Genomic DNA, 26,376 nt, shown 5'->3' with positions numbered 1-26,376 from the left:
ATGAACGAACATCAGGTGACAGAAACCGCGCAACGGAAAAATGAAAGCGAATACGCCGAAACGGCGGCCATGCTGCCGCCCGTCGATGTCATTGAGGACGCAGCGGGCATTACGCTCTATGCCGACCTGCCGGGCGTGCCGAAAGACAAGCTGAACATCCACGTCGATGCGGAAGCGCTGTCTATCGAAGGTGAAGTCGCACTGCCCATCCCCACCGATATGGAAGCCAGCTACGTCGAAGTCGAATTGCCGCGCTACCGCCGGACGTTTTCGCTGGGCAAGGAACTCGACCGCGAGAATATCCGGGCCGAATTCAACAATGGCGTACTCAAACTGAGCATCCCCAAGCTTGAACGCGCCAAACCGCGCAAGATCGAAGTGCGCGTCGCCTAACTGGCCGGATCGGCCGGCCGATTGCCCGGCAGCGCATCCAGCGGTGACCGCGCCACTGCATCTCCACCGTGCGCCTCTCAAAATGCCGGCCTTCCTGGTCGGCATTTTTCATTCGCAATCATATGGCGCCAGCGACATGGTGCATATGCAGCCTGCCGCGCGAGCACGAATACGGTGGACATTGCGGCGGACGTTGCGATAGAGGCTGCCCGCGAGCCCGCGCCAATAGGGCGTTTGCTGGCAGGCAGGCCGGAAACCCGCGCCAATACTGGGCTGGCGGGCAGGGTGGCCGGAAACGCCCATTCCACGCGGGCTTCAGGGCATGCTTACCGGCAACGTCCAATCCGCGCCGGCTTCAGGCCGATCATGGCGAACGGCGCAGCGTGCCGCCGTGCCTCAGCCATCGCTGCCCTCCCTTACCGGGAGCGCTCCATCTGGCTATCGCGCAAAAGCGGGTTCCGCGCCAATCTTGTATGATTGCCTGCCTCCCGAACCATTGCGCCAAGCTCATTTTTACCATCATCCGCCATGTCACACATCCCGCTCCACGACGATCTGGCCGCCCAGCTCGCCACGCTTGATCACGACGGCCTGCGCCGCCATCGCCGCACGCTGGCCTCCCCGTGCGGGCCGCTGGCGATCGTCGACGGCCGTGAATTCATCAGCTTTTGCAGCAACGACTATCTGGGCCTGGCCGCCGATCCGGCGCTGGTCGAGGCGGCCTGCGACGGCGCTCGCCGCTGGGGCGTCGGCAGCGGCGCTTCGCATCTCGTCAGCGGCCATCTGGCGCCACATGACGCGCTGGAGCGGCGGCTCGCCGCCTTTGCCGGCTTTCCGCGCGCACTGCTGATGACGACCGGCTACATGGCCAACATCGGCATGGTGACTGCACTGGCTGGGCGTGGAGATGCCATTTTTGCCGACCGTCTGAACCATGCTTCCTTGATCGACGCCGTGCAGCTCGCCAAAGCGCAAGGCGCGGAAAGCCACCGTTATCCGCACGGCGATCTTGCCGCGCTGGAGCGCCTGCTCGCGGCCAACCCGGCCCGGCCCGGCCAGCGCAGGCTGATCCTGACCGACGCCGTTTTCAGCATGGATGGCGACCTCGCGCCCCTGCCCGGCCTGCTCGAGCTGGCCGAACGTTTCGATGCCTGGCTGCTGGTCGATGATGCCCACGGTTTCGGCGTGCTCGGCCCGCAAGGGCGCGGCAGTCTAGCGCACTTTGGGCTAGATATCGGCCTGAGCGGGCAAGCGCGCGCCGAACGGCTCGTTTATATGGGCACGCTCGGCAAGGCTGCCGGCGCTTCGGGCGCTTTCGTCGCCGCGTCGGAAACCGTGATCGAATGGCTGATCAGCCGCGCGCGCACCTACATTTTCACCACCGGCGCCAGCCCGATCATGGCCTGTGCGCTGCTCGCCAGCCTGGATCTGATCGAACAGGGCGATGCGCGGCGCGCGCATCTGCAAAGGCTGATCGCCCGCCTGCGCGACGGGCTGTCCGCCACGCAATGGCGGCTGATGCCTTCGCCCACGGCCATCCAGCCCATCATCATCGGCGACAACCACGCGGCATTGCGCGTGGCCGCCGCCCTCTACGACAAGGGAATCTGGGCGCCTGCCATCCGCCCGCCGACGGTGCCGGCAGGCACGGCGCGGCTGCGCGTTTCGCTGTCGGCCACGCATCGCGTCGAGCAGATCGACCGCCTGGTCGATGCTTTGAAGGAATGCGCATGAGCAGGCCGTCGCTGGCGTTGATTCACGGCTGGGGCTTTGGGCGGCAAGCCTGGGCGCCGGTCATTCCCGCACTGTCGGCACACCTGGATATTCATCTCGTCGACCTGCCCGGTTACGCAAGCGCGCCGCCCGATCCCGGACGCTTTGCCGACGCCGCCCGCCGGATTGCCTGCCGCCTGCCCGCGGGCAGCCTGCTGTGCGGCTGGTCACTGGGCGCGCTGCTGGCGCTGGAAATCGCCACGCAGCAGGCACATCCGCAGGCAGAGCAGCCGCCAACGCATTTCAGCGGGCTGATCCTCGTCGGCGCAACGCCGTGCTTCACACAACGCGACGACTGGCCGCACGCACAAACGCCGCAACTGCTGGAGCGTTTTACCCAGGCGGTGGCCGATGCGCCGGCCGAAACACTGCGCCATTTCATCGCGCTGCTCAACCAGGGCGACGCACAGGCGCGCGCCCATACCCGCAGCCAGCAGCGCGCATTGTCGGCCATGCCCGCGCCCGATCCAGCCAGCCTGCAACAAGGTCTCGACTGGCTGGGGAACGTCGATTTGCGCGCGGCCGTCACGGCGATTACCATGCCGACTTTGCTGATTCACGGCGACCGCGACCCGCTCATGCCGCTACCCGCCGCACGCTGGCTATCCGCGGCGCTGCCGAACGCGCGGCTCGCGTGTATCGAGGGCGCAGCACATGCGCCGTTCCTCAGCGCACCGGAACGTTTTGCCGAACTTGTCATCGAACACTGTCATGTCTGCCGCATCACCCCACACGCCCCGACCAGCGGACGCTGAACCGCTTAAACAGCGCGTATGCGCCGCGTTTGACCGGGCCGCCGCGACGTATGACGAAGCCGCCATCGTCCAGCGCCATGCCTGCCATGCACTGCTCGCGCACCTGGCGCCGGAAACCGCTCCGGCGCATATTCTCGACGCAGGCTGCGGCACCGGCTTCGGCGCGCGCATCCTACGCCAGCGCTGGCCGCAAGCGCACATTACCGGCGTCGACTTTGCGCCGACCATGGTCGAGCGGGCGCGCCCGGTGATGGACGAATGTTTCACCGCCGACATCGAAGCCCTGCCGCTGCCCGCGCAGCAGTTCGATCTGTGGTGGTCAAACATGAGCATCCAATGGTGCAACGCCGCCGCCGTATTCGCCGAAGCCCGGCGCACGCTGCGCCCCGGCGGCCGGCTGGCCGCCAGCACCTTGGGGCCGGAGACTTTCCACGAAATGCGGGAAGCTTTTTCCGGCATCGACGCCTATCGCCACACGCTGCATTTCAACGAACCCGACGCGATCATCCGCGCGCTCGACGCCGCCGGGTTCAGGCAAATCGAACTCTGGCGCGAGCAGCGCCCGATCTACTACCCTGACCTGAAAACCCTGCTGCGCGCCATCAAGGCCATCGGCGCGCAAAATGTCGGCGGCGGCGGCCGCAGCAGCCTAATGGGTCGCGCCGCCTGGCAGAAAGTGGAGGCGGCTTACGAACGCTTCCGCACCGCCGAGGGGCTACCTGCCACTTACGACATCATTTTTGCCTGCGCCGCGACGATATGAACACGCACTCAACGCCCACTTCACCTATTTCACCCATTTCATCCGCCCCAGCGCCGGCAAACGCCTGGTTCATCACCGGCACCGATACCGAAGTCGGCAAAACCTTTTCCACCTGTACGCTGCTGCACGTGCTGAAACAGCGGGGAATCCGCGCCGCCGGCATGAAGCCCGTCGCCGCCGGCATTGACGCTGACGGCAAAAACGATGATGTCGAATCGCTGATTGCCGCTTCCGGCGTCGAAGCGCCGCGCCCGCTCGTCAATCCCTACCTGTTCGCACCGCCGATCGCGCCGCATATCGCTGCCCAGGAAACCGGCGAGCACATCGATATCGAGCGCATCGCCACCGCCTTTGACGCGCTGCGCACGCTGGCGGACGCCGTGTTGGTCGAAGGCGTCGGCGGTTTCCGTGTGCCGCTCGATGCGGAACATGACGCCGGCGATCTGGCAAAACGGCTGGGACTGCCGGTCATCCTCGTCGTCGGCATGCGCCTGGGCTGCATCAACCATGCGCTGCTTACCGCCGAATCGGTTGCCGCCGCCGGGCTGCCGTTAGCTGGCTGGATCGCCAACCGGATCGACCCAGCCATGTCGCGCTGGGAAGGTAATCTGGCGGCGCTGCAGGCGCGCCTGCCCGTACCGTTGCTCGGTATCATCCCGCCGCACAGTACGCCGGAAGCCGCCGCCCGCTTGCTACACCTGCCGGGAGAGTAAGCGCGTAAAACCATTCGGAGCCATCAGGAGCCGTCCGATAGATTCTGCGGATTATTGAGGCGCCCACCTGCATGCGCCGTACCAGCCGGCTCGCCTGGGCTTTTCCATCCCCTCATCGATTATTATTGCAGCCGCTTTATTTTCCTTTATTTCCTCTTGCTCTTGCCGGCGCGCTTCCGCCCTGATGGGAGCGCCGATGATTGCATCGGCGATCGTCCCAGTGGGCAGCAACGCGTAAAAACGCATCCGCTATAATCCGCCGCATACGCTGTTCCTGACTCACGAACCTCCGTACTCCCCTGACCCGTCGCCCGTCTTGCCCATGAATTTTCTCTTCGATCTGTTCCCTGTCATCCTGTTCTTTGCTGCCTTCAAGCTGGCCGATATCTACGTCGCCACGGCCGTGACCATTGCCGCAACCTTCGTCCAGATCGCCTGGATCTGGCTGCGCACGCGCAAGGTCAGCGGCATGCTCTGGACGAGCTTCGCCATCGTCACCCTCTTTGGCGGCATGACGCTGTTTCTGCGCGACGAAACATTCATCAAATGGAAGCCAACCGTGCTTTACTGGGCGCTGTCCTCAGCCTTCATCATCGGACGGCTGTGTGGCAAGAATCTGATCCGCGGGCTGCTCGGCGCGCAGCTTACCTTGCCCGAGGCCGTCTGGAACCGCCTCAACTGGGCATGGACCGGCTTCTTTGCTTTTATGGGGCTGGCCAATCTGGCGGTGGCATTCTTCATGGGGCTGTCCACCGCCGCCTGGGTAAATTTCAAGCTGTTCGGCAGCATGGGCATGACGCTGGCTTTCGTGCTAGCGCAAGGTTTCATGCTGGCTAAATACATCGAAAACGATGAAAAGCAGCCCTGATACGGGAACCCCAATGCGATATACCCTCATCGCCGAGGACCGCGCCAATTCCCTGGCAGCGCGCCGAGCCGACCGTTCGGAATACCTTGAACGCCAGCGCGCCTTGCAGGATGAAGGACGGCAGCGGCTCACCGGCGCCTGCCCGGCCATTGATGCGCCTACCCCCGGTCCGGGCAGCTTCCGCGGCAGCCTGATCGCCGCCGAATTTGCCTCGCGCGCAGCCGCGCAGCGCTGGGCCAAGCACGACTCTTATGTTCTTGCCGGAAATTACGTCCGGCTGACCGTCAAACCTTTCTGCCAAGTCCTGCCGGCATGAGCGTCGACATCGCCGTCACGGGCACTGAAACGATGGTCTTGCTACGCGAGCGCCTGAAGAGCCTCTCGCCGCAATCGCTTGAAATCATCGACGAGTCGGCGCTGCACGCCGGCCATGCCGGAACGCGGAACGGCGGGCATTATCGCCTGTACATCGTCTCACCGGCTTTCGCCGGCAAGACGATGCTTGCACGGCACCGTCTTGTCCATGAAACCTTGGGCGAACTGATGCATGGTAGAATTCATGCGCTAGGCATTACGGCGCTTGCGCCGGAAGAGTGCCGACCTGGTTGAAATTCGCAGACCTGCGCAAAAAAAGGCTTCGGACAATTCAATCAATTTATCAAGCCAATTTTCCCAATCCAACTTCTGACTTCACGGAACCTTCGAAAGGAATCCACGCATGAAAAAACTGACCCAATGCGCCGCTGCCCTGCTCATCGGCACCCTGCTTTCGGCTTCGGCCGGTGCCGCTGAGAAAACGCTTGTCACCGTCAACGGCAGCGCCATCCCGCAAAGTACGGCAGACCTCTTCATCGCCGAACAGACCGCACAGGGCGCCACTGACAACGCCGAACTGAGAAATGCCGTGCGCGAAGAGCTGATCCGCCGCGAATTGCTGGTGCAGGAAGCCCAGAAGGCGGGAATCGATAAAAAATCGGACGTCATCGCGCAGATCAACGCCATGCGCCAATCGGTTCTCATCCGTTCCTTTCTCCAGGATTACGCCAAGAAGCATCCTGTCAGCGACGCCCAGCTCAAGTCCCTGTACGAAACGATCAAATCGCAGATGAGCGGCACCGAGTACAAGGCGCGCCATGTGCTGGTCAAGGATGAAGCCGAGGCCAAGGCCATCATCGAGAAGCTGAAGAAAGGCGAAAAGTTCGCCGACCTGGCCAAACAGTCCATCGATACTGGCACCAAGGACAATGGCGGCGAACTGGGCTGGGCAACGCCGGCCAATTTCGTCAAGCCGTTTGCCGATGCGCTTACCGGCCTGAGCAAGGGTAAATTTACGGAAACGCCGGTCAAAACTGACTTTGGCTACCACGTCATCCTGCTTGAAGACAGCCGCCCGCAAACCATTCCTTCGTTTGACGAACTCAAGCCGCGCCTCCAGCAACAGGCACAGGCCGAGCAAATCAGCAAGATGGTCGAGGATCTGCGCGCCAAGGCAAAACTTAAATAAGCACGCACGCGGGTCACCAGCAGCGCCCCGCTACCGCACGGTAGCAGTATGCACAACGCCAAAACGCCGTACCGCTAGCGGGCGGCGTTTTGTTTTACGTTTTTTGTTTTACCTTTCATGAGGGTGACAAAAACTTGACACAAAGCCCCTCGTCCCTTGCTTTAACCCGCCTCCAGGCACGCCTGGCATTCCGCTCCCGCACAGTCCGCTTATCCGGACAACGCTTTCCGGCACAGCCCTCGCATCTCGCACCACTGGCAGACGCTGTCTGTACCGTTCGCCGGTAACGGCGCGCCGGCATGCATGGCTTCAAACACTGAGACCAGCCGCTGACCTTGCGCTTGAGCCAGCGCTGTCAAATCATCACCGCCGGCAGGAACGGCGCTAACCACTTCGTCGTCGAGCGCGAGGTAAGCCGCCTCGGCAGCCTCATGCAGCAGGGCGTAGCTGGAAAGCTGCACATCACCATCCTGTTGCTGCATCTTTTTGATCGATGCCGCCCGCTGCGTTTTGTAATCGAGTAGCGCAACTTCACTCGCCGCTTCATCGCCACGCTGGTCAATGCGGTCAATGCGGCCATACAGCTCGACACGGCTACCCCCTGCGTCGCTAGATAGCGGAAACACACGGCTGACCGGTGTTTCAGCCTGCGCCCAGCGCCAGCCTTCAGCTTCCCAGCGGCGCTGCCAGTCGAGGTACGACGGCAAACGTTTTTCCCAACGCTGGCGCCAGGCAATCGCCAGAAAATCGTCCGCCACCGCGGGCGCAAAAACCGTGTCCACGCATTCGAGCAGGCAGGCCAGCGCTTCATTGGCAGGCCATTCCGAGACACAGGGACAACGCGAATGAAATTCCTGCAGGCTGCGATGCACAAGGGTGCCGTAGTCGCGTTTTTCCATCGCCTCGCGCACCTCGTCCATTTCCCCCAGCTGCAGGACATGGCTGGCGAAGAAACGGTATGGGCAGGCAACGAGGCGGGCGTAGGCGCTGACGGAAAGACGTGCAGGCAGCCGCTTTGCCGGCACGGAAATCGCCGTGCGTTCCGCTGCTGCCAGCACTGTACATGACGCAGCGGACGTGGGGGCCGTTGCGTTTTTCGCCTCGGCAACAGGAGGCGGCGGCAGCGGCGAGCGCTGGAGGTCATCCCCCCAAGCCAGCGTGTGCAGCGTCGAGAGCAGCAGGAATTCTGGCGCGAGCAAATTGCTTTCGCCATCCTGTATCGACTGCCAGGTGACGACGACGCGCGGGACCATGGCCAGCAGCAATTCGAGGTCGCGGCGCAATTCACGTTCGCTATCGGCACGCGTACGCAGCCCCAGCTCGCGGCGCACCGCCTGATTGAAAAAAGCGCCATGTCCTGCCGGCGCCAACTGGCGCGCGTCGCCGCCGATCAGGATCGCTGCCTCGAAACGGCGCAAGGAAGCGGCATTCAGCGGCGTCAGCACAATCGGGCTAACAACACGATCATCGCGGAAGCTTGTCGATTCAAATTCATGTCGTAGCCAGTCGCGCCACGCGCTGAACGAAAAGCGGCCGGCATCGCCCGCCAGTTCCTCCTGACGGGCTGTCAGCATAGCGAGTAGCGCCCTGCCGGCGATGTCATCCGCCAATACGTCCTGCATCCCCAGAACCACCAGCGCTTCATGCAGACAGGAAAGCCAATGCACAAGCGGGGCGTGCTGTGCACCGAACAGTGCCTGCGCCACCGCCAGGCGTTCAAGCGCGGCAAACGCCTGTTCTTTGCCTGCGGTGTCGCTGTGCGCCAGTGCCCGCCGGATATTTGCCAGTCCGCCGTCGACAGAAGCACTGCGAATGACCATTTCAAGCCCGAACACGGCTGTTTGGCGCAGCTCTTCCGACCAGTCGGCGCAGAAGAACGGCGTTTTGCACATATCGAGCAGATCGCGGTATCGGGTATTTCCAGCGACAGTTTCGAGCAACGCATCCACCGCAGCCGCAGCGCGTGAGGTCGACAGCAACCAGCCGGTTTCATCGCTGACCCATACGTGCTCGCGTTCGAGCAAGGCGCGCACGCGCCGCGCCGTCAAGCGATCCTGCGCAATCAGCGCTATACGCCGCACGCCAGCCTGTAACCAGGCGCCAACCTGGGCGACGACAGCCTGCGCTTCCGGCTCACGTCCGGCCGTTGGCACCAGCGCCAGACGGCCGACCAGCGGACTGTGCGGATGACGCTGTGCCACGGCGCCTGCCCGTTTCGCCATCGGCGGCGGTGCGGCAGCGCTGGTCGTCATTGAGGCTGCATTGATGACGGAAGCGGCAGGCAGCCAAGCTGCCGCCAATGTATCCAGCAGCGGCGTTTTCTCCGGGGACGCCGACTCGCGCGGCAATGGATAGACCATATGCACCGACTGATACGCGGCATAACGCTGGTAAAAATCGTATTCGGCAGCGGACAGCGCTTCCTTCGGCACGGCGTCGAGTACGACGAATACGGGCGCAGACTGCGGCGGTAAAGCCTGCGCCTGCTGCGCCAGTCCGCTCAGCTGTAGGCGATACGCTGCGGCTGCGTCAGGCTCCCCCGAAATTGCCAGCGCACGCCACAGTTCGTGGATGATGCGCGCTTCAAACGCAAGCGGCTGCGAAGCGCGCAGGGCATAGGCGTTTTCCAGTTGCACGGCGAGCGCTTCGGCGTTATCGGGCAAGGACACCGAAGCCTCGCTCAATTCGTCGAATAGCGCCGCCATTTCACTGACGATGCCCCACAGTACGGATTCGGCCCCCTTGAAGCACGCCCAGCCGCGCGTGCGCAGCGCTTCGTACAACAACGCCAGCCGTCGACTCGACGACAACGGCGCCACCGGCAAGGGGACGGTTTGCGCCCATTGGCGCAGTGTCGCGAAAACAGGCAACAAGGCCGCGCCGGGTAAGCGCCGGACCAGCGCCACCCGCAGTTCGGCGGCAATGGGCAGAGACGGGGCGAGCACACGCAACGATGAAAAATCGTGATGCGTCGCAGCACAAGGATGGTGAGCGACCAGACGTGCCGCCAGCGCGTCAAAAAACGCCTCATCAGGCGGCAGTCCCGCAATATTCATTCTGAGCCTTTCTGTTTTTCCGCGTTCGCCGTCTCGCCAGCGATCCGTACAATGTTCCGCACCTGAAACGGCACCAGAGACGAAAGCCATAGCACACCGGCAGCACACGACCCGCTCAAAGAAAAAACTGGCGGCACGCCGGCAGGTTGGATAGAACGCCTACATGTTGCGACAAACCCGCTTGATTTTCCCCGTGCTGCCGCTTTTTTGCTAGCATTACGCCCGCTGCCAGAATCGCTACCAGAATACTTCCCGTGTGTTGTCCATTCTCCGATTTTCAGATCATTCTCCTTCGGCAGCGTATATACCGAATTCCACATTCCGGATTTTCAATATTTTAATTTTCCCTGAAAGTAACTCCATGAGCGAACATATTTCCTACGTTACCGATGCCACTTTTCCCACCGATGTTCTGCAAGCGCAAGGCCCGGTACTGATCGATTTCTGGGCTGAATGGTGCGGCCCGTGCAAGATGCTGGCGCCCATTCTCGACCAGATCGCCGAGGAATACGCCGGTCGTTTAAAAGTGGCCAAGCTCAACATCGATGAGAATCCGGGCATCCCCGCCAATTTTGGCGTGCGCGGCATCCCAACGCTGATGATCTTCAAAAACGGCAACCTCGAAGCCACCAAAGTTGGCGCGCTCTCCAAGTCGCAATTGGCTGCGTTCATTGACAGCCACCTGTAAAATCGCTAATCTTCGCGCCTGAAAGCACGCAGCCACGCGACCTGAGTACAGAACAAAGCCTGCCTGCGGCTTTCGGCGGATTTATTGGTTTTCCGCGTATCTGGCAAGAATTTGAGGCTTTTGATTTTGCCGGCCAGCGCCAGTAAATGCCAGAAAATATTTTCGCAGTTTCCTGTTTCCCACAAATCTTCTGTTTTTTGCATCTTCCGGTAACCTGCCGGATATTCGTGCATATTCTTTTCCGACCTTTTTCGCACGCTCATGCATCTATCTGAACTCAAAGCGCTGCACGTCAGCCAATTGCTCGATATGGCCGTCGCTAACGGCATCGAAGGCGCCAACCGGCTGCGCAAACATGAACTGATCTTCGCACTACTCAAAAACCAAGCCAAAAAGAACGAAACCATTTTTGGCGACGGCACGCTGGAAACCCTGCCCGACGGCTTCGGCTTCCTGCGTTCGCCCGATACGTCGTATCTCGCCAACACCGATGATATCTACGTCAGTCCGAGCCAGATCCGCCGCTTCAATCTGCGCAACGGCGATACGATTGAAGGCGAAATCCGCACGCCGAAAGATGGGGAACGCTATTTCGCACTGGTCAAGGTCGATCGTATCAACGGCGATCCGCCTGAGGCGTCAAAAAACAAGATCATGTTCGAGAACCTGACGCCGCTCCACCCCGATGAACACATCCGGCTCGAACGCGACATGCGCGGCGAAGAGAACATCACCAGCCGCATCGTCGACATCATCGCCCCGATCGGCAAAGGGCAGCGCGGTCTGCTCGTCGCCAGCCCAAAGAGCGGTAAAACGGTGATGATGCAGCACATCGCACATGCCATCACCGCCAATCACCCCAACATCCATCTGATCGTTCTGCTGATCGACGAACGCCCGGAAGAAGTCACCGAGATGATGCGTTCGGTCAAGGGCGAAGTCATTGCATCAACCTTTGACGAACCGGCAACACGTCATGTACAGGTCGCCGAAATGGTCATCGACAAGGCCAAGCGCCTGGTCGAGCATAAAAAAGATGTCGTCATCCTGCTCGACTCGATCACCCGTCTCGCACGCGCCTATAACACAGTCCAACCAGCCTCTGGCAAAGTACTGACCGGCGGGGTCGACGCCAATGCGTTACAAAAACCCAAGCGCTTCTTCGGCGCAGCGCGCAATATCGAGGAAGGCGGGTCGCTGACCATCATCGCCACCGCCCTGATCGAAACCGGCAGCCGCATGGACGATGTCATCTATGAAGAATTCAAAGGCACCGGCAATATGGAGATTCACCTTGACCGCCGTATGGCCGAAAAACGCGTTTACCCGGCAATCAACGTCAACCGCTCCGGCACGCGCCGCGAGGAGTTGCTGCTGATGCCCGATGTACTGCAAAAAATGTGGATTCTGCGCAAGTTGCTGTACAACATGGACGATCTTGAAGCGATGGAATTTTTGCTCGACAAAATTAAGGCAACGAAGAACAACGCCGAGTTCTTCGAGTCGATGCGACGCTAGCAGTATCTCATTCACACCATTCACCTTACGCGCCGCATCCCTCCGCCAGCCATTGCCAAGTCAGGCAGAAATCCGGATAATAGTGGCCTTTCTGAAGCCGGCCACCGAGAACCCCATTTTTTCGAGCCGGTATGATTTGACCCGAGGAATTTCCAAGATGAAATCCGATATCCATCCTGAATACAAAGAAATCGAAGTCACGTGTTCCTGCGGCAACACGTTCAAGACCCAATCGACATTGGGCAAACCCTTGCACGTCGAAGTCTGCTCTGCCTGCCATCCATTCTATACAGGCAAACAGAAGATCATCGATACGGCAGGCCGCGTCGAGAAATTCAACAAAAAATACGGTACCCGCGCCAGAGCATCCTGATATCCACGACTGGCACCCACGGTCATCTGCTAGATGCAGCAGATACGAGTTCGTTCGAGCTCGCGAAAAAGGCAGCCGCCGTGCTGCCTTTTTTGTTGATGGCCTGGTGACGAATCACTCGCGCCGATACGCATGCATATCTTTGCGGACAACTCACGTTTCAAAGGAATTACGCTACCGCCCAGCGGGCTGGCATTGGCCGTCCTGCTGCTGCTCTACATTTTTATTGGGTTGATCGGCCACGATCCCTGGAAACACGACGATGCCATCACGATCGGCATCGTATACGACATGGCAAGCCATGGGCACTGGCTGCTCCCACACTTAGCCGGTCAATCTTATCCGGATGCTCCACTGTACTACTGGCTCGGCACCGGCTTTGTCAAAGCGTTCTCCTGGCTCCTGCCGCTACATGATGCCGTACGCCTGACCTCCGGCCTGTGCACGTTGTTGGCGCTGTCACTGATCTTGCAGGCTGCGCGCGAGTTATACGGCAAACCCTTCGCCGCGGCAGCGCCGCTGATTCTGGCGGGTAGCCTTGGTTTCCTTTTCCATGCGCACGAAGCGCAACCGATGCTGGCTGCGCTGACAGCGCATACAGCCGCATATTGGTCGCTGTTACTGTTGCCACGCCGCCCCGGACTGGCAACGCCGGTTTTTGCTTTTTCCCTGACCGCAGCGTTTCTCGCCAACGGCCTGCTACCCACACTCACCTTATTGCCTGCCATTGTGCTGACGCTCTGTTTTTCCGCAAACCGCCGCCGTGACGCCGGATTACTGCTGCTTGGCATGGTCACGTCGGCAATCCTCTGCACCGGCTGGCTATGGCCGCTGTACCGCACCGCACCCGATGCCGCGGCGGCCTTCCTCGCTAACGAACTGGCGCAATTTACCTTTGGCCGGCCGATCTCCATCAATCTGATGGACTATCTCAACATGCTTCCCTGGTATGCCTGGCCAGCGCTACCGCTGGCAGGCTGGACCCTCTGGACCAAGCGCCGCACACTGACCGGACGCATGTTGCTGTTGCCGCTGCTCGCGTTTCTGACAACACTTCTAATGCTCTCGGTACTGGCTCAAGCCCGCAGCGCATCCGCCCTGCTACTGCTGCCACCGCTCGTTTTATTGGCCGTACCTGGCGTATTTTCCCTGCGGCGTGGTGCGGCCAATGCCTTTGATTGGTTCAGCATGGTGACGTTTTCCCTGTTTGCGGCAGTGGCATGGATCGCCTGGAGTGCGCTGGTGTTCGGCTGGCCGGAACGGCTCGCCCGTCAGGCCGTGCGCCTGGAGCCGGGTTTTGTCGGCCATTTCGACGGGATGGCTTTTACCTTTGCGCTCATTCTGACTGTTGCCTGGTTCTGGCTGATCGTCACCAGCCCGCGTTCGCCTGTGCGTGGCATCATGCACTGGATGTCCGGGCTAACGCTGTTCTGGATTCTGGTTGCCGTGCTTTGGATGCCCTGGATTGACTACGGCAAGTCTTACCGTCCGGTGTCCGCCTCGCTGGCGCGCGTATTGCCCACCGTGCGTTCTGCCCATCAATTCCACTGCATCGCCAACGCCAACCTGCCGCCTGCCCTGCTCGCCTCCCTCGACTATTTTGATGGCATCCAGACGCAGGCGCTGGAAAGCAAGAACGGCCGCCGCTGCGATCTGCTGCTGCTGCGGGGCCAGCCACGCGATCCGGATTTCATTACTGCGGCCGGCTGGCGGATGATCTGGGAAGGACATCGCCCGAGCGATCGCCGCGATCACGAAAAGCTGAGGCTGTATCAGCGCGGGCGACGCGCCAAACCGACCGCGGCACTTTCAGACATCGCCAGCCCGGAAACAGCAGATGATCATAGCGGTGGTGGCCGCATTCTCAGCATTCCATAGCCATTCGACGATGTGGTGACAAGCGATGGGGCACTTATCCAAAAAAACGGAAGCCAGAGGCGGCTATCCGAAAATGGATTCCGGCAAGCCGCAAATGGCGCTATAGTGACGCCTTTTCCACGGCTCCTGCATACAACACCTACCCCTACTTTTTCACGGGAGAACAGCAATGAAAAAATTCCTGAAAATCGGCATGCTCACCTGCTTCAGCCTTGCTGGCCTGACATGCGCCAACGCTTGGGCGCAGACAAAAGTGACCATCGGCATGAACGGCTGGACAGGATACGCGCCGCTTTCTCTGGCGCTCAAGGAAGGCATCTTCAAGAAAAATGGCCTGGACGTGACCATCAAGCTGATCCCGCAAAAGGATCGCCACCTGGCGCTCGCCTCGGGCGACCTGCAATGCGCCACGACCGCCGTGCAGACACATCTGATGTGGACGCAGAACGGCGTGCCCATCACGCAAATCTTCCTGATGGACAAATCAGCGGGCGCCGATGGACTGGTGGTGCGCGGCAACATCAAGGGCTTTGCCGATCTCAAGGGTAAAACCATCGCCGTCGATGCAGCGGGAACCACGCCTCACTTCATGCTCGCCTGGATGCTGCAAAGCAACGGCCTGAGCCTGAAGGACGTCAAACTCGCCAACCTCTCGCCGCAAGCCGCCGCACAAGCCTTCGTCGCCGGTCAGAACGAAGCCGCCATCACCTACGAACCGTACCTGAGCAGCATTCGCCAAAACCCGAACGCGGGCAAAATTCTCGTCACCACCAACGATTACCCGATCATTATCGACACCTTCGGCTGTGACCCGAAATGGCTGAAAGCCAACCCAAAGGTTGCCCAGGCGATTACCGACAGCTACTTTGAAGCGCTTGAGCTGATCAAAACCAACCCCAAACACGCCTACGCCGTGATGGGCGCAGAAGTCAAACAAAGCGGCGAAGATTTTGCCAAATCGGCCAGCTACCTCAAGTGGCAGGATAAAGCGGCCAACCGCGAATTTTTTGCCAACGAAATCATTCCCTTCATGAAAAAAGCTGCCAAGGTAAACATCGAAAGCGGCGTCATGAAAACAGAACCGGCCGATTACAAAGCGTTGATCGATACATCGTTCATTCAATAACCCCGGACGATACCGTCCATGACCACAGACCGGCATGCAACGCTTTACATGCCGGTTTTTCCTGCCTAGACATACAGACGCCGCCTAGACGCCCGCATGACACAATTACGCTCTTCGCCGTTCAGCCGCATTCTGCGCCCGCTACGTCCGGTATCACCCTTTGCTCGTATCGTGTTGGGCACATCATTTTTTGTCATTTTCGTCGCTTTCTGGGGGCTCATTACCTATCTTGGTTTCGTCTCCCCGACCTTTCTCGCCAGCCCGACAACCATGCTGCGCGAAGGATGGCTGCTCTTTACCGAATACGGCTTTGCCAAGGATATCGGGATGACCGTCTGGCGTGTGCTGGCCGGATTTCTTCTGGCAACGCTTATCGCCGTACCGCTCGGCATCAGTATGGGCGCTTACAAGCCCATCGAAGCCTTCTTCGAGCCTTTCGTATCTTTCTGCCGTTATCTGCCTGCCTCCGCATTCATTCCCCTGCTCATTCTCTGGACCGGCATCGGCGAGTTGCAGAAAATCCTCGTCATCTTCATCGGCGCTGTCTTTCAGATTACCCTGATGGTCGCCGTCATCGTCGGCGGCGCGCGGTGTGATCTTGTTGAGGCTGCCTACACGCTGGGTGCGCGCAAACACGGCATTGTCCGCCGCGTCCTCATTCCTGGCGCGGCGCCGGAGATTGCCGAAGCGCTCCGCCTCGTGCTCGGCTGGGCGTGGACATACGTCATCGTCGCCGAACTGATCGGCGCCTCCTCCGGCATCGGCCATATGATTATCGAAAGCCAGACGCTGCTCAATACTGGGCAAATCATCTTCGGCATCATCGTCATCGGCATCATCGGCTTGATTTCCGACCTGGCTTTTAAATACGCCAACCGCCGCCTGTTCGTCTGGAGCACGCTGTGAGTCAGGAAGCCGCACAACCTGCCGCTGCTCCCGTGATTCTGCGTATCGAAGGCGTGACGCGCACCTTTTGCGGCGTGCATGGCGGCTCCGCGACGCAAGCGCTCAGCCCGATCAATTTCAGCGTCATGGAAAATGATTTTGTCACCATTCTCGGACCTTCCGGTTGCGGCAAATCGACGCTGCTGCGAATTATCGCTGGCCTCGACCATCCGAGCGGCGGTCAGGTTTTTCTGGATGGGCAGCCCGTCGTCGGTCCCGGGCCGGAACGCGGCATGGTGTTCCAAAGCTATACGCTGTTTCCGTGGCTGACGGTAGAAGAAAATATCCGCTTCGGCCTGCGCGAGCGCGGCATTCCGGAAACCGTGCAGAAAGAACGCAGCGATTATTTCATCGCCCGCGTCGGCCTGCGCGGCTTCGAGCGCCATTACCCCAAGCAGCTTTCCGGCGGCATGCAACAGCGCACGGCGATTGCCCGCGCACTGGCTAACGATCCGCGCATCCTGCTGCTTGATGAACCCTTCGGCGCGCTCGACAATCAGACGCGCGCACAAATGCAGGAACTCCTGCTCGGCATCTGGGAAACATCACAAAAAACCGTGCTCTTCGTCACCCACGACATCGACGAAGCCATCTTTATGGCCAGCCGCATCGTCGTTATGAGCGCGCGCCCCGGCCGCTTCAAGACGGAACTGGCAGTCGACATGCCTCATCCGCGCCACTACACGCTAAAGACGACAGCGCCCTTCATAGCGCTCAAAGCACGCCTGGCTGAAGAAATCCGCGCGGAAATTCCCCCGCTCGGCCAGTAAAATCAGGAACCGCCACAGTCCGCGTAAATAGCGCGTTTCCAAGGAGGTTTCTGAAACCCGCATGGATAGGGCATTTCCGGGAACCCCCTCTGAAACCCTTATGGATAGTGCCTCTCAGGGCATACCCCTCTGAAACGCCCTGTTTACGCGGGGTTGCGGGGAGGTGTTCTGAATCCCTTATATAACGGCTCGGCTTTGCCAAAAAACAAGGCGGCAAGCCGCAAACAGTACGGTAAGGTAAGGCCAAGGCCGTATTGTGTTGTGCAAAGGAAACCGCTATCGGGCGATGAAGTGTTGCCGGTAGTACCTCAGTTCCTCGATCGACTCGCGGATGTCGGCCAGCGCCGTATGCGCGGAACGCTTGACAAATCCCTTGGCCACCTCGGGTTTCCAGCGCTTGCACAATTCCTTGAGCGTACTGACATCGAGATTCCGGTAGTGGAACCAGCTTTCCAGCCGCGGCATGTAACGCACCATAAAACGGCGATCCTGGCTGATGGTATTACCGCACAGCGGGCTGGCACCCTTGGGTACATACTGACGCACGAAGTCAAGCGCCAGCGTCTCGGCAGCGCTCTCATCCAGCGTCGATGCACGCACGCGCTCGATCAGGCCGGAGCGGCCGTGTGTTCCTTTGTTCCAGGCGTCCATCGCATCCAGCAGCGCCTCGGATTGATGAACCGCCCAGGAAGGCGATTCAGCGAGAACATTCAGTTCACTATCCGTCACGATCATCGCCAATTCAATGATGCGTTCGCGTTCGGGATCCAGGCCGGTCATTTCCATATCCAGCCAGACGAGATGATTGGTGTTCTGTGCCATATAATTTCAGACTCTGAATGAGTCCGTTATTTTCTCATAGCCCGATGACAAATAGTTTTACGCTGGTCTTTATTATTGCCCTCACCCTCACGGTTTGCCTGCGCGTCTGGCTGGCCTGGCGTCAAATCCGCCATGTCCGGCAACACCGCGACCATGTTCCACTCCAGTTTGCCGACCGCATCACGCTGCCTGCACACCAGAAGGCCGCCGATTACTGCCTGGCGCGCACGCGCATCGGCTTTATTGCACTGACGATTGAAATCGCGCTGCTGCTCGCCTGGACCTTGGGCGGCGGTCTGCAATATTTGTATGAATTTTGGTCGGCGCGGCTTGGTGACGGCCTGTCGGGCGGCCTCGCCTTGATTTTCAGCGTGACAGCAATTTCTGGACTCGTCGACCTGCCGTTATCGCTCTATCTGCAATTCGTCGTCGAAGAACGTTTTGGCTTCAACCGCATGACGCTGAAACTGTTTTTTGCTGACCTCGCCAAGCAAACCGTACTCGGCCTTGTCATCGGCACTCCCGTACTGCTCGCCGTGCTTTGGCTGATGGCGCGCATGGGTGCGCTGTGGTGGCTTTATGTTTGGCTGTTCTGGTGCGCGTTCAACCTGCTCATCCTGTTTATCTATCCCACCTGGATTGCGCCGCTGTTCAACAAATTCTCGCCGCTCGACGATGCGCCGCTACGCGCGCGTATCGAAGCCCTGCTGGCCCGCTGCGGCTTTGCCGTTTCCGGCCTGTTCGTCATGGATGGCTCAAAACGTTCCAGCCACGGCAATGCCTATTTCACCGGCTTTGGCAAAACCAAGCGCATCGTTTTCTTCGATACACTGCTTACCCGCCTGCAGGCCGAGGAAATCGAAGCCGTGCTCGCGCATGAACTGGGGCATTTCAAGCATCACCACGTCATCCAGCGCATCGTCCTGATGTTCGGCCTGTCGCTCGGCTTCCTCGCACTGCTCGGGCAATTGATCGACGCCGACTGGTTTTATCGCGGTCTCGGCGTCGAAGCGCACAGTACGGCGCTGGCGCTGATTTTGTTTTTCCTCATCACCCCAGTGTTCACTTTCCTGCTGACACCGTTGTTGAACAGTCTGTCGCGCCGGCACGAATTCGAAGCCGACCGCTACGCTGCCCGACAGTCTTCGGCCGACGAGCTGGTTAAAGCACTGGTCAAGCTTTATGAAGACAACGCCGCTACACTGACGCCGGACCCGCTGCACTCGCTGTTTTACGATTCGCACCCGCCGGCAGCGCTGCGCATCGCCCATCTTTCACCGACCTCATCCGCCGCATCTTGAACGCCTCCGGCACCGTTGTCGCCGCGCACGGGCGGCAATACCGCGTAGAACTCGATGGCGGGGAAACCCTCAGCTGCTTTACGCGCGGCAAAAAGAGTGAACTTGCCTGCGGCGACCGGGTGAGCATTCGATACAGCGATAGCAACCAGGGCGTCATCGAGACCATTGCGCCACGTCGTTCACTGCTCTACCGTTCCAATGCGTTTCGGGAAAAGCTGATCGCCGCCAATGTCAGCCAGATCATTATCGTCGTCGCCACCGAACCTTCTTTTTCTGACGAACTGGTCACGCGCTGCCTGGTTGCCGCCGAAAGCCAGAACCTGCGCGCACTGATCGTCCTCAACAAATGCGATCTCACGGACCGTTTGCCCGCGGCGGAAGCGACGCTGACACCTTTCGCGCGCATCGGCTACCCGCTGCTCAGGCTGTCTGCACGGACCGACGCCAGCGCGCTACGGCCTTTTTTGTCCGGGCAGACCAGTGTGCTGGTCGGCCAGTCAGGCATGGGCAAATCGACGCTGATCAACGCCCTGTTGCCGGGAGTACGGGCCGCCACACGCAAAATTTCGACCGCCCTCGATACCGGCAAGCACACGACGACCCATGCAACGCTATACCGGCTTGATGCGCAGTCGGCATTGATCGACTCGCCGGGCCTGCAAGCCTTTGGGCTGCATCATCTCGCGCCGGCAGCCATCGAGCGCGCTTTTCCCGAATTACGCCCATTCCTCGGCCAATGCCGCTTTCGGGATTGCCGCCACGCACGCGAACCGGATTGCGCCGTCCGCGCCGCATTAACACGCGGCGAACTCGATTCGCGCCGCTACGCCGTCTTTCAGCGGCTACTCTCGGAAGCGGGCTGAAGCAAACGGTGTATTGCCAACCCCCGGCATTGCTGAAAAATCTGCCCGATACAAATCATTTCGGAATACGAACATGATAAGCTGGCGCCCATCTCATCCAATTCATTCCGAATCTCACGCATGGACACACCCAAGGACGCGGCGCCCTCGCCTTCCCCCGCCGAGCGGGCACGCCAGCTACTCAGGCAGCTTCAGGACAGCTATCCGGTTTTTGCCAACTACTCGCCGCTGGCCATCGGTATCGACAAGCAGATCCTCGCCCAGCGACCGGAAATGGAGCGCAAGCTTCTGCGTCTGGCGCTCGGCATGCATACACACTCGACGCGCTATCTCAGAACCTTTGAAAAGGCGACGCACCGTTTCGGTCTTGACGGCCAGCAAATCGTCGAAATCAGTGATGAACACCGTCAGCACGCCACGGATATTTTGCGCGAACGCCTGCGCAAAGCGGCTGAACGCAAAAAGGCTCTGCGCGCGGCCGAAGCCGAAGCACAGCGGCGGACGGAAAAACTCAGCCAGCTCGTCGCCAAATTCGGCAAAGACCGCTAAGCGTGCGCGGGCAAGCCATCGGCGGCCTTTTTAACCACCTCGGAACCCCGCGTAAACAGGGCTTCTCCGGGCACCCTCCCCGGAACCCCGCGTAAACAGGGCATTTCCGGGCACCTCCTCTGAAATACCCTATTTATAAGGGTTTCCAGGCACCCCCTCGGAGATGCCCAATCCACGCGGGCTTGCGCGCCCCCGCCCCTTCCGGCTACGCACCGCCAGCGGCGGCATCGGCCTTACTGAGGGTTTTGCCCGTCAGGCCGAAAATCAGCGTCAGGAATAGACACAAGTAACAAAAAAATGCGTAGGGCAGGTAATGCAGCACCGGCACGCCCAACACACCACTGATAAAGACGCCGCAGACGCCCCAGGGCACCAGCGGATTGATGACGGTGCCCGCATCTTCCACGGTTCGCGCAATGTTGCGCGGGTGCAGGCCAAGGCGTTCATAGACGGGGCGGAATGTCTGCCCCGCCAGCAACAGGCTCAGGTACTGCTCGCCAATCAGCACGTTCACCCCCAGCGACGTCGCAGCGACGCTAAAGGTGGCGCGTGCAGCATTCGTCAGCATATGGCTCACCCCTGCCAGCAAGGCGGGCAAGATGCCCAGCGCGCTCAACAGCCCGCCCAGGCTCAGCGCCAGAATGACAATCGTCTGAGTAAAAAACATGCTTTCAATGCCGCCGCGCGTCACCAGTTTGCTCACGTCCCCCAGATCGACGCCCTCGGCGGGCGCGTATCCCTTGAAAAACCAGCCGCCCAGCTGCCCGATACTGGGATTGCTGTGCAGGTAGGTAATGAACAAGGCCACGGTGATGGTAATCACGATCGTGTAAATGGTCGCCACTTTACGCATCGCCAGAACCAGCAGCACGGCAAAAGGCAGCAGCGCAACCCCTCGTACCAGTCCGCTAGCCATCAGCCAGGTTTTGAACATTTCAATATCCGCCAGCTCAGCGCTCTTCATATGCCCGGGCAAAAGCCACAACAGCAATACCGTGATCAGCCAGGCCGGCACGGTGGTATACATCATGTTGCGGATATGGTCGAACAGATCGATGCCCACTACCGACGCGGCAATGGCCGTGGTATCCGACAGCGGCGACATCTTGTCGCCGAAAAACGCCCCGGAAACCACCGCCCCGGCAACGATCGCCGGATCAGCGTCAAATGCCGCGCCCATACCGATGAACGCCACCCCCACCGTGGCGCAGGTTGTCAGGCTGCTACCGATCGCCACGCCCACGACCGACGACAGCGCAAATGCCGAGACATAAAAGAACCTGGGAGAGATGGCGTCCAGCCCGTAGTACATCAGCGTAGGAATGGCGCCGGACATCATCAAGGCCGACACCAGCAGACCGATGAAAAAAAACAGATAAATGGCGCCGATTCCGGACATCACGCCGCTGGCCATGCCTTGCTGCATCTGCCGGAAGCTCAAGCCCTTGCACCGCCCCAAGGCCAGCAATGCACACAGCACCAGAATAATGGACAAATGCGGCACCCAGCCAAAACCGATCATGGTCACGCTCATCGCGGCAACTGCGATGACGGCAATCAGCACGGCTTCTCCCGATCTCATATTCAATAACGGCGCTTGCACGATTCCTCCCGAAATTTTGAAATATGCCTATTCCCTATTCAGACCCTATCCAGACCTATCCAGATTCCAAATATTGGTACGGGTTTCTTCAGCCGACCATCTATGGCCTGCCCCTGTTTTTCACATTCTCTTGGCAGCACTGACGTGCGCATTATTCCATAAATCCCCTCGACTGATCCGTTCGGCCGGCCGGCTTGCCACTACAGGAGCTGACCTGTCGCCGGCGCCTTTACCCAAACCTGCACCGCAGCTATAGCCAAACAAGAACGATAGCGGTATAAGTAATAATAAGAAAACCGAGTACGCTGAATATCTCCGTGTCAACGTAAGCACAAATTGCTATGAACACTGAAAATCTAGGAACAGACATAGCGAACGATGCCGGTCAGAACGACGAACAAATCGGCGTCGATGACTTACGCATCGGCATGTTCGTCTCATCGCTGGATCGCCCGTGGCTAGGCACGCCGTTTTTGCTGCAAGGCTTCCTGGTCGAGAGCGAGAAAGAACTCGCCCAGCTTCGCCAGCTCTGTCAGCATGTTTTTATCGACCGACGGCGCTCGATTGGCGAACATTTCTCCGAACGGCCGCGCACGCCGGCAAGTCTTAAAACTGACGGTACATCAACGCGCACGGTTTCATACACGACAGCCGGTACAGATCCGGAGCAGAGCAATTTCTTTGCCTTCATCCGCAAACTGCGTAAACGCCGGCCTGACAAACCAGCGGATGCTGAACAGGCTGCAATACAGCGACGCAGCCTGCCGCCGGCTCCGGGCAGCACGCTGGAAGAAGAAATGGTGTATGCGGCGCCCATCGTCGATGACGCTCACCGCACCTTGGTGGCTGTCGAACAGGCGACCGACGCTTCAGGATTCGTCGAACTCGATAAAGTGCATGGCCTGATCGAGGAAATGGCGGCCAGCGTCGAACGCAACCCGGATGCCCTGCTCTGGCTGACCCGCCTGCGCACCACCGATCAGTATTCTTACGACCATGCTGTCGACGTCTCGGTCCATCTAATGGTGTTCGGCCGCTTCCTCGGCTTGGGGCGGCGGAATATCGAGATGCTCGGCCAAGCCGGGCTGATGCAGGACATCGGCAAGGTCCGCCTCCCGCCCAACCTCCTCGGCAAAACGCCGCCGTTGAGCGAGGTGGAAAGCGAGCAGCTGCGCGCCCACGTCGGGTATTCGGTCGAAATGTTGCGCGACAGCGGAAATTTTCCTCCGGAAGTCATTGAAACCGTCAAAGGACACCATGAGCGCTATGACGGCAGCGGTTATCCAAAAGGGCTGCGCGGCGACAACATCGGCATGGATGCGGAACTGGCCGGGCTGATCGATACATATTGCGCAATGACGCGCCGCCGCGTTTTTCGTCCCGCCGTATCGAGCCAGAAAGCGCTGGAAACGCTTTCCCGTCTGCGGGACACGCAATTTCGTGCGGCCATCGTCGATCAGTTCGTACAATGCGTCGGGCTGTATCCGATCGGCTCACTCGTCGAACTCAATTCGGGCGAAGTCGCCATCGTCATCCAGCAAAATCAGGTGCGCCGCCTCAAGCCACGTCTGCTGATACTGCTGGCGCCGGACAAATCCGTCGAACGGCACCCGCGCAACCTCGACTTGATCTATGAACCGTCGACGCCGACCGGCGAACCGTACCGTATCATCAAAGCCCTGCCGCTCAATGCCTACGGCATCGATCCAACGGAGTTTTTCCTGAGCTGATGCCCTCACGCAGCTTTTCCCGACGCTTCCCAACGCTTTCCGGCGCCTTTCCTGATGTACTCAAACGTAACCGACGCTTCCGCCGAATACTTTCTTCCCGCCGAACTGACCACGGCGCTGCTCGACATCCCGGAGCTGGCGCGCCAGTCACCGACGGCTTCGCTGGGCGTCATCGTGCTCGCCCTCGAGCCGGATACGGCGTTCTACCGGCTTCAGCCGGAATCGCTGCAACGATTTCAGCATGAAATCGCCGGCCGCCTGCGCGACATCAAACGCCCGCAGGATCTGCTCTACCTCATCACGCCGCGCGAATGGCTACTGGTTCTACCCGACCTGCGCAGCAGCGCTACCCTGACGATGGCCATGATCAAGCTGCATCGGATGTTTGACGCCTATCTGCTGAACATCGACAGCATAGCCTTGCGGCTAGCGGCGACCTGCGGCGGCGCCATGTACCCCGAAGACGGCAAGGATGCCCTGTACCTCGTGCAATCGGCGCGGATCGCCTCGATACACGCCAGAAACAACGAAGAAGGCCAGGCGCTCTACCATGCCGATATGGAAAAGCTGGATGATCGCCTGAAATCGTTTGACCAGGAAATCCGTCAGGCCTTCCAGTCGGAAAGCGGACTTCAGCTTTACCTGCAACCACAGGTCGAAGCCGTCGGCGGCGCCTGCATCGGCGCCGAATGCCTATTGCGTTGGCAGCGTGAAAGCGGCCAATGGGTTTCTCCGCCTGAGCTGCTCGCCACCATTGTCCGACTCGGTCTGCGCCAGCTTTTCAACCGCTGGCTTTTCCAGCGCCTTGGCCATATTTGTAAAGAACTGGCGGCGCACCACATCGCCCTGCGCCTGTCGGTCAACCTCTCGGCCAACGATCTGCTCGACCTGGAAATGCCCGATCTGTTCGGGCAGGCGCTGGCGACCTGGCATATCGATCCGTCGATGGTGCTGCTAGAAATCACCGAGACCAGCATGGTTCAATACACCGAGCATGTCGCCGATGTTCTGGAACGGTTCCGTCAGCTTGGCACGCAGCTGTCGATCGACGATTTCGGCACGGGTTTTTCGGGCATGTCCAACCTGAAAAATCTGCCAGTGCATGAAGTCAAAATCGACAAGAGTTTTGTCCGCAACATCGCCACATCGCAGCGCGACCGTGAAATCACGGCATCAATCATCGGCCTATCGCACCGGCTGGGCCTGCGCGTCATCGCCGAAGGTGTCGAAACACGCGAATCGGCGCAGATTCTCGCGGAGATGGGATGCGACCACCTGCAAGGTTTTCTGTTCGCGCCCGGATTGCCGCCAGACAAGTTCATCGACTGGTACCAGAAACGGCTGGAAAAGCCAGCCTGAACGCCTGCAAATCCATTACAATTCACCATTTTTCTAGCCTTCCTGGGCCTTCCTGACTTTCCTGATTTTTACGACCTGCCATGCTCGTTTTCCGTGGCTTTTGCGGCTCCCGTGACTTTTTTCGACGATCTCCAGCGCCCACGGCGCTGGGTATCGGCAATTTCGACGGCGTCCACCTGGGGCATCAGGCACTGCTTGGCCGGATCAAAGTCGCCGCAAACACCCGCTCGCTGAGTCCGGCGGTGTTGACCTTCGAGCCACATCCGCGTGAATTTCTTGCGCCGCACACCGCGCCGACTCGTTTATCCACGCTGCGCGAAAAACTGGAACGCATCGCCGGCCAAGGCATCGAACGCGCGTATGTCTGCCGTTTCGGCGCCGCGCTGGCCGCTTGTCCGGCTGAAAATTTCGTCAAGGATATTCTGGTCGATAGGCTACGTGTCGCGCATCTCGTCGTTGGCGACGATTTCCGCTTTGGCGCACAACGCACCGGAGACATCGCGCTACTCCAGCGCCTGGGCCAACAGCATGGTTTCACGGTCGAAACGCTTTCCGGCGTGGCCTGTGCCGGGGAACGGGTTTCCAGTTCGCTGGTACGCCAGGCACTGGAGGCCGGTGATATGGAAGCTGCCGCCCAGCTTCTCGGCCAACCCTATGCGATCAGCGGCCGCATCGTGCCTGGGCGGCAATTGGGCCGGCGACTGGGCGTACCGACGGCCAACATCCGTGTCAAGCACCACAAACCGCCACTGAGCGGCGTTTTCGCCGTCGAAGTGGACGGTCTACCGGCAGGCCGCCGTACGGGCGTCGCCAACCTTGGCCTGCGCCCAAGCCTTGGCGGCAAAATGCCGCCGACACTGGAAGTCCATCTATTCGATTTTTCTGGCGACCTCTACGGCGCCCACATTTGCGTCCGCTTTCTGCATAAGCTGCGCGATGAGCAGGTATTTGCCAGCCTTGATGCGCTTCGGCAGCAGATTGCCCAGGATATCGTTTCTGCAAAACACTATTTTTCGCACTGAGTGA

Annotated in this window: 25 protein-coding genes; 22 read left to right on the top strand and 3 right to left on the bottom strand. The window is 59.8% G+C overall.

What is annotated here, in order from left to right:
• The 9 genes from ABCS64_RS01925 (at window position 1) to ABCS64_RS01885 (ending at window position 6,769) form a co-directional block, all read left to right on the top strand.
• Window positions 1–393, top strand: coding sequence for an Hsp20/alpha crystallin family protein (locus tag ABCS64_RS01925; RefSeq protein ID WP_418890251.1), 393 nt, complete (start codon window positions 1–3; stop codon window positions 391–393).
• A gap of 528 nt (window positions 394–921) precedes the next feature.
• A complete protein-coding gene (gene bioF / locus ABCS64_RS01920; protein WP_418890250.1) occupies window positions 922–2,127 on the top strand; it encodes an 8-amino-7-oxononanoate synthase in 1,206 nt (401 codons plus the stop codon).
• Window positions 2,124–2,921, top strand: coding sequence for an alpha/beta fold hydrolase (locus ABCS64_RS01915; protein WP_418890249.1), 798 nt, complete (start codon window positions 2,124–2,126; stop codon window positions 2,919–2,921). The genes bioF and ABCS64_RS01915 overlap by 4 nt, the downstream gene beginning before the upstream one ends.
• Window positions 2,878–3,684 carry a malonyl-ACP O-methyltransferase BioC gene (gene bioC, locus ABCS64_RS01910; protein WP_418890248.1) on the top strand — a complete coding sequence of 269 codons (807 nt, stop codon included), beginning with the start codon at window positions 2,878–2,880 and terminating at the stop codon, window positions 3,682–3,684. Before ABCS64_RS01915 ends, bioC begins: the two co-directional genes overlap by 44 nt.
• On the top strand, window positions 3,681–4,397 hold the full coding sequence (gene bioD / locus ABCS64_RS01905) for a dethiobiotin synthase (RefSeq protein ID WP_418890247.1): 717 nt from the start codon (window positions 3,681–3,683) through the stop codon (window positions 4,395–4,397). Before bioC ends, bioD begins: the two co-directional genes overlap by 4 nt.
• Window positions 4,398–4,719: 322 nt before the next feature.
• The gene (locus tag ABCS64_RS01900; protein WP_418890246.1) at window positions 4,720–5,265 is read left to right on the top strand and encodes a septation protein A; all 546 of its coding nucleotides are present in this window, start codon (window positions 4,720–4,722) and stop codon (window positions 5,263–5,265) included.
• Window positions 5,266–5,278: 13 nt separating this feature from the next.
• A complete protein-coding gene (locus ABCS64_RS01895; protein WP_418890245.1) occupies window positions 5,279–5,581 on the top strand; it encodes a YciI family protein in 303 nt (100 codons plus the stop codon).
• On the top strand, window positions 5,578–5,874 hold the full coding sequence (locus ABCS64_RS01890; RefSeq protein ID WP_418890244.1) for a BolA family protein: 297 nt from the start codon (window positions 5,578–5,580) through the stop codon (window positions 5,872–5,874). Before ABCS64_RS01895 ends, ABCS64_RS01890 begins: the two co-directional genes overlap by 4 nt.
• 109 nt (window positions 5,875–5,983) lie before the next feature.
• Window positions 5,984–6,769, top strand: a complete 786-nt coding sequence (locus tag ABCS64_RS01885) for a peptidylprolyl isomerase (RefSeq protein WP_418890243.1) — start codon at window positions 5,984–5,986, stop codon at window positions 6,767–6,769.
• Between the two features lie 209 nt (window positions 6,770–6,978).
• On the opposite strand, the gene ABCS64_RS01880 is transcribed toward ABCS64_RS01885, so the two are convergent.
• On the bottom strand, window positions 6,979–9,825 hold the full coding sequence (locus tag ABCS64_RS01880) for a PD-(D/E)XK nuclease family protein (RefSeq protein ID WP_418890242.1): 2,847 nt from the start codon (window positions 9,823–9,825) through the stop codon (window positions 6,979–6,981).
• A 361-nt stretch (window positions 9,826–10,186) separates the two neighbouring features.
• Here ABCS64_RS01880 and trxA point away from each other — a divergent pair, with 361 nt between their 5' ends.
• From trxA to ABCS64_RS01845, 7 genes are all read left to right on the top strand, one after another.
• Window positions 10,187–10,513, top strand: coding sequence for a thioredoxin TrxA (trxA, locus tag ABCS64_RS01875; RefSeq protein ID WP_418890241.1), 327 nt, complete (start codon window positions 10,187–10,189; stop codon window positions 10,511–10,513).
• A gap of 261 nt (window positions 10,514–10,774) precedes the next feature.
• Entirely contained in the window at window positions 10,775–12,031 is a 1,257-nt protein-coding gene (gene rho, locus ABCS64_RS01870) for a transcription termination factor Rho (protein WP_418890240.1), read from the top strand.
• 157 nt (window positions 12,032–12,188) lie between these two features.
• Window positions 12,189–12,404 (top strand): 50S ribosomal protein L31, encoded by a 216-nt coding sequence (gene rpmE / locus ABCS64_RS01865; protein ID WP_418890239.1) that lies wholly within the window; start codon window positions 12,189–12,191, stop codon window positions 12,402–12,404.
• Between the two features lie 132 nt (window positions 12,405–12,536).
• Window positions 12,537–14,282, top strand: a complete 1,746-nt coding sequence (locus ABCS64_RS01860) for an ArnT family glycosyltransferase (RefSeq protein WP_418890238.1) — start codon at window positions 12,537–12,539, stop codon at window positions 14,280–14,282.
• 169 nt (window positions 14,283–14,451) lie between these two features.
• Complete coding sequence (locus ABCS64_RS01855) at window positions 14,452–15,408, top strand: ABC transporter substrate-binding protein (RefSeq protein ID WP_418890237.1); 957 nt, start codon at window positions 14,452–14,454, stop codon at window positions 15,406–15,408.
• Between the two features lie 96 nt (window positions 15,409–15,504).
• Window positions 15,505–16,314: an ABC transporter permease gene (locus tag ABCS64_RS01850; protein ID WP_418890236.1), complete on the top strand. Its 810-nt coding sequence runs from the start codon at window positions 15,505–15,507 to the stop codon at window positions 16,312–16,314.
• Window positions 16,311–17,123, top strand: coding sequence for an ABC transporter ATP-binding protein (locus tag ABCS64_RS01845; RefSeq protein ID WP_418890235.1), 813 nt, complete (start codon window positions 16,311–16,313; stop codon window positions 17,121–17,123). The genes ABCS64_RS01850 and ABCS64_RS01845 overlap by 4 nt, the downstream gene beginning before the upstream one ends.
• Window positions 17,124–17,399: 276 nt before the next feature.
• Here ABCS64_RS01845 and orn read toward each other — a convergent pair whose 3' ends face one another.
• On the bottom strand, window positions 17,400–17,945 hold the full coding sequence (orn, locus tag ABCS64_RS01840) for an oligoribonuclease (protein WP_418890234.1): 546 nt from the start codon (window positions 17,943–17,945) through the stop codon (window positions 17,400–17,402).
• Between the two features lie 44 nt (window positions 17,946–17,989).
• Here orn and ABCS64_RS01835 point away from each other — a divergent pair, with 44 nt between their 5' ends.
• From ABCS64_RS01835 to ABCS64_RS01825, 3 genes are all read left to right on the top strand, one after another.
• Window positions 17,990–19,246 carry a M48 family metallopeptidase gene (locus ABCS64_RS01835; RefSeq protein ID WP_418890233.1) on the top strand — a complete coding sequence of 419 codons (1,257 nt, stop codon included), beginning with the start codon at window positions 17,990–17,992 and terminating at the stop codon, window positions 19,244–19,246.
• On the top strand, window positions 19,243–20,109 hold the full coding sequence (gene rsgA / locus ABCS64_RS01830) for a ribosome small subunit-dependent GTPase A (protein ID WP_418890232.1): 867 nt from the start codon (window positions 19,243–19,245) through the stop codon (window positions 20,107–20,109). The genes ABCS64_RS01835 and rsgA overlap by 4 nt, the downstream gene beginning before the upstream one ends.
• A gap of 120 nt (window positions 20,110–20,229) precedes the next feature.
• Window positions 20,230–20,658, top strand: coding sequence for a ProQ/FINO family protein (locus ABCS64_RS01825; protein ID WP_418890231.1), 429 nt, complete (start codon window positions 20,230–20,232; stop codon window positions 20,656–20,658).
• Window positions 20,659–20,863: 205 nt separating this feature from the next.
• Here ABCS64_RS01825 and nhaC read toward each other — a convergent pair whose 3' ends face one another.
• On the bottom strand, window positions 20,864–22,240 hold the full coding sequence (gene nhaC / locus ABCS64_RS01820; RefSeq protein WP_418890300.1) for a Na+/H+ antiporter NhaC: 1,377 nt from the start codon (window positions 22,238–22,240) through the stop codon (window positions 20,864–20,866).
• 362 nt (window positions 22,241–22,602) lie between these two features.
• On the opposite strand from nhaC, the gene ABCS64_RS01815 reads away from it, so the two are divergent.
• The 3 genes from ABCS64_RS01815 (at window position 22,603) to ABCS64_RS01805 (ending at window position 26,372) form a co-directional block, all read left to right on the top strand.
• The gene (locus tag ABCS64_RS01815; RefSeq protein ID WP_418890230.1) at window positions 22,603–23,991 is read left to right on the top strand and encodes a cyclic di-GMP phosphodiesterase; all 1,389 of its coding nucleotides are present in this window, start codon (window positions 22,603–22,605) and stop codon (window positions 23,989–23,991) included.
• A gap of 54 nt (window positions 23,992–24,045) precedes the next feature.
• Window positions 24,046–25,350: an EAL domain-containing protein gene (locus tag ABCS64_RS01810; protein ID WP_418890229.1), complete on the top strand. Its 1,305-nt coding sequence runs from the start codon at window positions 24,046–24,048 to the stop codon at window positions 25,348–25,350.
• Window positions 25,351–25,430: 80 nt separating this feature from the next.
• The gene (locus ABCS64_RS01805; RefSeq protein WP_418890228.1) at window positions 25,431–26,372 is read left to right on the top strand and encodes a bifunctional riboflavin kinase/FAD synthetase; all 942 of its coding nucleotides are present in this window, start codon (window positions 25,431–25,433) and stop codon (window positions 26,370–26,372) included.
• Window positions 26,373–26,376: the final 4 nt, after the last annotated feature.

The organism is Dentiradicibacter hellwigii (assembly GCF_041770905.1).
Taxonomy (GTDB): domain Bacteria; phylum Pseudomonadota; class Gammaproteobacteria; order Burkholderiales; family Rhodocyclaceae; genus Propionivibrio; species Propionivibrio hellwigii.
The sequence above is the reverse complement of the archived record's forward strand: the minus strand, read 5'-3'. Positions and strand labels throughout refer to the sequence as shown.